General features: G+C 60.4%; 4 protein-coding genes. 1 reads left to right on the top strand and 3 read right to left on the bottom strand.

Features of this window, described 5'->3' with window-relative positions; translation table 11 throughout:
* Nucleotides 1–366: 366 nt before the first annotated feature.
* Nucleotides 367–1,659, top strand: a complete 1,293-nt coding sequence (locus ACXJLU_RS32885) for an aspartate carbamoyltransferase (protein WP_457337932.1) — start codon at nucleotides 367–369, stop codon at nucleotides 1,657–1,659.
* A gap of 129 nt (nucleotides 1,660–1,788) precedes the next feature.
* Here ACXJLU_RS32885 and ACXJLU_RS32880 read toward each other — a convergent pair whose 3' ends face one another.
* From ACXJLU_RS32880 to ybiA, 3 genes are all read right to left on the bottom strand, one after another.
* Complete coding sequence (locus ACXJLU_RS32880) at nucleotides 1,789–2,280, bottom strand: hypothetical protein (RefSeq protein ID WP_457337931.1); 492 nt, start codon at nucleotides 2,278–2,280, stop codon at nucleotides 1,789–1,791.
* 168 nt (nucleotides 2,281–2,448) lie between these two features.
* Nucleotides 2,449–2,703 (bottom strand): hypothetical protein, encoded by a 255-nt coding sequence (locus ACXJLU_RS32875; RefSeq protein ID WP_457337930.1) that lies wholly within the window; start codon nucleotides 2,701–2,703, stop codon nucleotides 2,449–2,451.
* An 89-nt stretch (nucleotides 2,704–2,792) separates the two neighbouring features.
* Nucleotides 2,793–3,353 (bottom strand): riboflavin biosynthesis intermediates N-glycosidase, encoded by a 561-nt coding sequence (gene ybiA, locus ACXJLU_RS32870; RefSeq protein WP_457337929.1) that lies wholly within the window; start codon nucleotides 3,351–3,353, stop codon nucleotides 2,793–2,795.
* Nucleotides 3,354–4,075: the final 722 nt, after the last annotated feature.

Genomic DNA, 4,075 nt, shown 5'->3' with positions numbered 1-4,075 from the left:
GTGTTCGAGCTGATGTCCGGCGTCTCCGTGTACGAGGGCACACATGACGTGCGTTGGTACTACATCGCCTGCCGCTGCGTGGAATGCAATCTGGTCGGGGTTTTCGCAGACTGGAAGTGCGAAGCGGGTGATGCGGCGGCCTTCCTCGCCAGGGTCTGAGTGAGCGGCCGAACCCCGCAGAGATCAGGCTCGCAGCCTTGGGGGCACCCTGTCCGAAAGCCGCCGTTCACGTCTGGCCGCTTCTGGCCGCATGCGCGCTTTGGCGCTGTGCTCGGCGCGCGGTGGCTGGAGAGTTCCAGTTCGCCGGCCACAGGCCTCGCACCCTGTGCCACTTGAAAGTACGCATTGCGTATAGAATGCCGACTCATGATTCGAGCGCAGCAAGTCCTTCTCCGAGACGCCATGCGTCGTCTGAACATGACACGCGAGGCCTTCGCCGAGCGCATTGGCAGTCGAAAACGCGCTCTTGACACCTGGCTACTCCCTGACGACTCAGCCGAATATCGCGCCATGCCTGAGGTCGTCAGACGCTTTGTRGGTGAGATTCTTTCAAGAGCCGAAGKTGATGCAGGAAGTACGCATAGCGTACCCTCTTTGGRWGWCTCRCCTCTTGAATCCTGGCCTAGTGCCAAACACCTGCTGTCGGTGTCTCAATTCACCCGCGAGACCGTCGAATCGCTGTTTGCTCTGGCCGATGTCATGCAGCCCATTGCCCGCCGCCGAAAGGTCACACGCGTGCTCGAGGGCGCCGTCCTGGGGAACCTGTTCTTTGAAGCCAGCACCCGCACGCGAGTGAGCTTCGGTGCTGCGTTCTGTCGTCTKGGAGGGTCGGTCTGCGACACCACCGGCTTCACGTTCTCGTCGATGGCCAAGGGCGAATCCATCTACGACACCAGCCGTGTCATCAGTGGCTATGTCGATGCGCTGGTCATTCGGCATCCCGACCGGGGATCCGTAGCAGAGTTTGCGAAGGCGACCAACATTCCCATCATCAATGGCGGCGACGGACCTGGGGAGCATCCCAGCCAGGCCTTGCTTGACCTCTAYACCGTGCAGCGTGAGTTCTCGCGTATCGGCAAGTTGCTCGATGGCGCTCATGTGGTGTTGGCGGGAGATCTCAAATACGGCCGGACYGTCCACTCGCTGCTGAAGCTGCTGGCGCTGTATCGGGGCCTGAAGATCACGCTCGTCTCACCCCGCTCGCTGGAGATGCCGACGGAGATCGTCGAAGTGGCCGCGCGCGCCGGGCATGTCTTGGTGCAAAGCAACCATCTGCGAACCGCGGTGATCGGCGCAGACGTCCTGTACGCCACTCGKATCCAGAAGGAGCGCTTCACCGACGAATCGGTCGATGGCTACGATCAGAGCTTCGAAATCAATCGCGCCATCGTCGATGCCACGGGCAAACCCGACACGGTGGTCATGCATCCGCTGCCGCGTGACAGCCGGCCGGGYGCCTTTGATTTGAGCGCCRACCTCAATCTGGATYCCCGTCTGGCAATCTTCAGACAGACGGATAACGGCGTGCCCATTCGCATGGCGCTTTTCGCGCAGATGCTAGGTGTCGATGGATTGGTGCCGAGGTCGACGCGTGATGCGACGTGGAAATCACCCGCGCACATCGGGCCTGACGACGCACTACTTGCTGATGAAGGGTAGTCCGGCGCCRCCGTTTTGATCTGTGCCGAAATGTCGGGSCTGCGGCTGCAGGTAGACGGCCCGAGAGCGGTCACTGGCGAAGGACAGCTTGTGGCCGACTACAGCCTCTCGGGTGCTGCAGCTGACGGGTCAGGCTGCAACGCGAAGCTCATTGGTTCTCCAATTTGCCAGCCAGTACAAGCCACGTAGTTCGCCATAGGCAATCGGCCGACCGTCGACGTCAAGGACCGACGAAACGAACCGTATCGGGAACGGCGAAGGGCAAACCTGCTCTACGGCTTTTCGGAATGATCGAACCTCCGTCTTGCTTGGCTCGGAGGCACCGCTGTAGAAGTGCAAGTGCTTCTTGCCGAGGAACATGACGGGCTGATGCCCCGAAGGATCGTCACCAGCATTGAGCGTCATCATCCCAAGGCGTACGCGCCCGTTTGGGAAGAAGAAAACTGCTTGAATCATGACCTGGCCAGTCTCGACTTTGAGGCGCGACGGATCCAGTGGCCTGACTGTGCATTCGTCCAGCCCATTCCGGCCTTCTTCGTCGCTCGCGTACTCCCAGCACGAGAAAGCCTCAAAGTCCTCGGCGCTAAGCTCATCTACCTGTTTCCGAATGCGGCTGTTCATCTTTCTGCGGACTGACGTGTTATGGAGGACACCCCTGTGGCGACGGCTGCGGCAGTCTTTCTTCCCTGCACGCGGCGTGAGGCAGGCATCCTAGCCTGTTGCCGCGCTACCCCAAAAGCGGCCAGTTGCGACGGACGCCTTGTGGCCGACTCTTGCCCACCGAGGCGCCTATGCACGACTTTGGTCCAGGGCGACGAACTGATCAACCTCCGCGTCGGAGGGCCGCCAATCGTCGCCTCGCATGTCGTGGAACATCACGAGACCCAGGAGGATCAAGGGATCCTCTCCCAAGAAGGTTCGAAACTCGGACTCGGCACGCCACAACCCTTCGTCAATCGATACGGCGAAGCCTTGCTTCTCGAGACAGGCAAGCGCTCCTGGCATCACATTGCCGGCCGACGCGATCGTGGTCTTGCGAACCATAGTGTTCTCACATTGTCCAAAAGAGATTGCCCAGAGCCGACAGTGGCGATCGACCGGTTGTGGCCGGATTGGGACACTTGGCGTGGCGCCTACGTCAGCCGGCTCCGTACTTCCATCAAGGCAAATCCGAGAAGGTTCAGTCCACACCATGCTCCCGGATGCAAGGCCGCCATATCGTTCGCGGCCAGGCCGATGCCCCAGATGCGGTCTACCGGGCTGGCCTCGACGAGCACGCGGTTACCCGTGGCGAGCAAGTAGTCTCGCATCGCAAGGTTCTGCGAGAACTTCGCCTGGTTCGCTCTCACAACAATCTCAGAGCGTGCGGCCTCCCAAACGGCGTCGTCGAAGGCCTCCACAGTTCGGCCGAGCTTCTTCGCCTCCGCCGGTGTTCTGCAAGCCAGGATTCGAATGCGCGCCGCCTCATCGCCAAAGAGTCGCGCCTTCTCCGCCATCATGAAATGCTCAGCGGTCAGGTAGTGCTGGCCATCGACCTCGAAGCCGGCCTCGAACCACTGGCTGAGGCATTCCTTTCCGATAGAGCCGTCGGCGTTCGGTTGGTGGCCCCAAAAGAATAGGTACTTGAGTGTGGCGCCTGCGTCGAGCGCACGCAGCAGGTCTTCGACAGTGCGAGGGTTCACGGCTTCAATCATGGCAGTCGTCGGTGAAGCGATCGAGCGGGATCACGAGTTGCGAGGAGCGTGATTGAGGCGGCTAGGCTATCCGAAAGCTGTCGCTCGCGACTGACTGCAAGTGGCCGATTTGCGTCAATGGCTATGCTCGCGCCCCGGCCATGCAAACATGTGCCTGCCCTTGATTTCGTCGTAGCAGCGCGAGCAGACCTCGGTATGGTTGCAGAAGGCCCTGAACCGTGGCGTCCTGTCCTGTTCCTGTGAGAAGACAAGCTCACAAGCGAAGCACCACCCCTGCTGGTCCAGCGGGTTGGAACTGTTTTCGACAAACCCTAGCGGAGAGCCTGACTGCAGGACATGACCACACACTGCGGCGGCTACAGACCGCCCGTGTCGATTGCAGTCAATCTCAAGGTCTTGGCTCATCAAAACAGGACTCCATGATTGGTGTAGCGGTGGCTGCCCGATAGCTGCCGCTCGGGGCCGACCGGTCGTGGCCGACATGCGACTTCCGCCGAGTGGCGCGAAGGTTGGTCGCGCCCGTCCACTGTAGAGTGCGCCGTACGAACTGTATACAGAGTCATCAAATGATCGAACTCGAACAATTGGAAGAGATGTTTTCGAGCATCGCGAGCGGCGCGAAATGGGACATGTCGAAGCCCATGCTGTGGGGATACTTCTTCACTGATGCTTCTGAGGAAAAGCTCACCTCAATCGTTCCCGCCCTCGAACGCGACGGATGC

It is taken from the genome of Rhizobacter sp. P5_C2 (genome assembly GCF_054049715.1).
This window is presented reverse-complemented; position numbering and strand designations above follow the sequence as displayed.

What these genes read in the sequence shown, in the direction of transcription:
- ACXJLU_RS32880 (WP_457337931.1), bottom strand. Translation starts at nt 2,280, where the DNA reads ATGAACAGCCGCATTCGGAAACAGGTAGATGAGCTTAGCGCCGAGGAC.
- ACXJLU_RS32875 (WP_457337930.1), bottom strand. Translation starts at nt 2,703, where the DNA reads ATGGTTCGCAAGACCACGATCGCGTCGGCCGGCAATGTGATGCCAGGA.
- ybiA (WP_457337929.1), bottom strand. Translation starts at nt 3,353, where the DNA reads ATGATTGAAGCCGTGAACCCTCGCACTGTCGAAGACCTGCTGCGTGCG.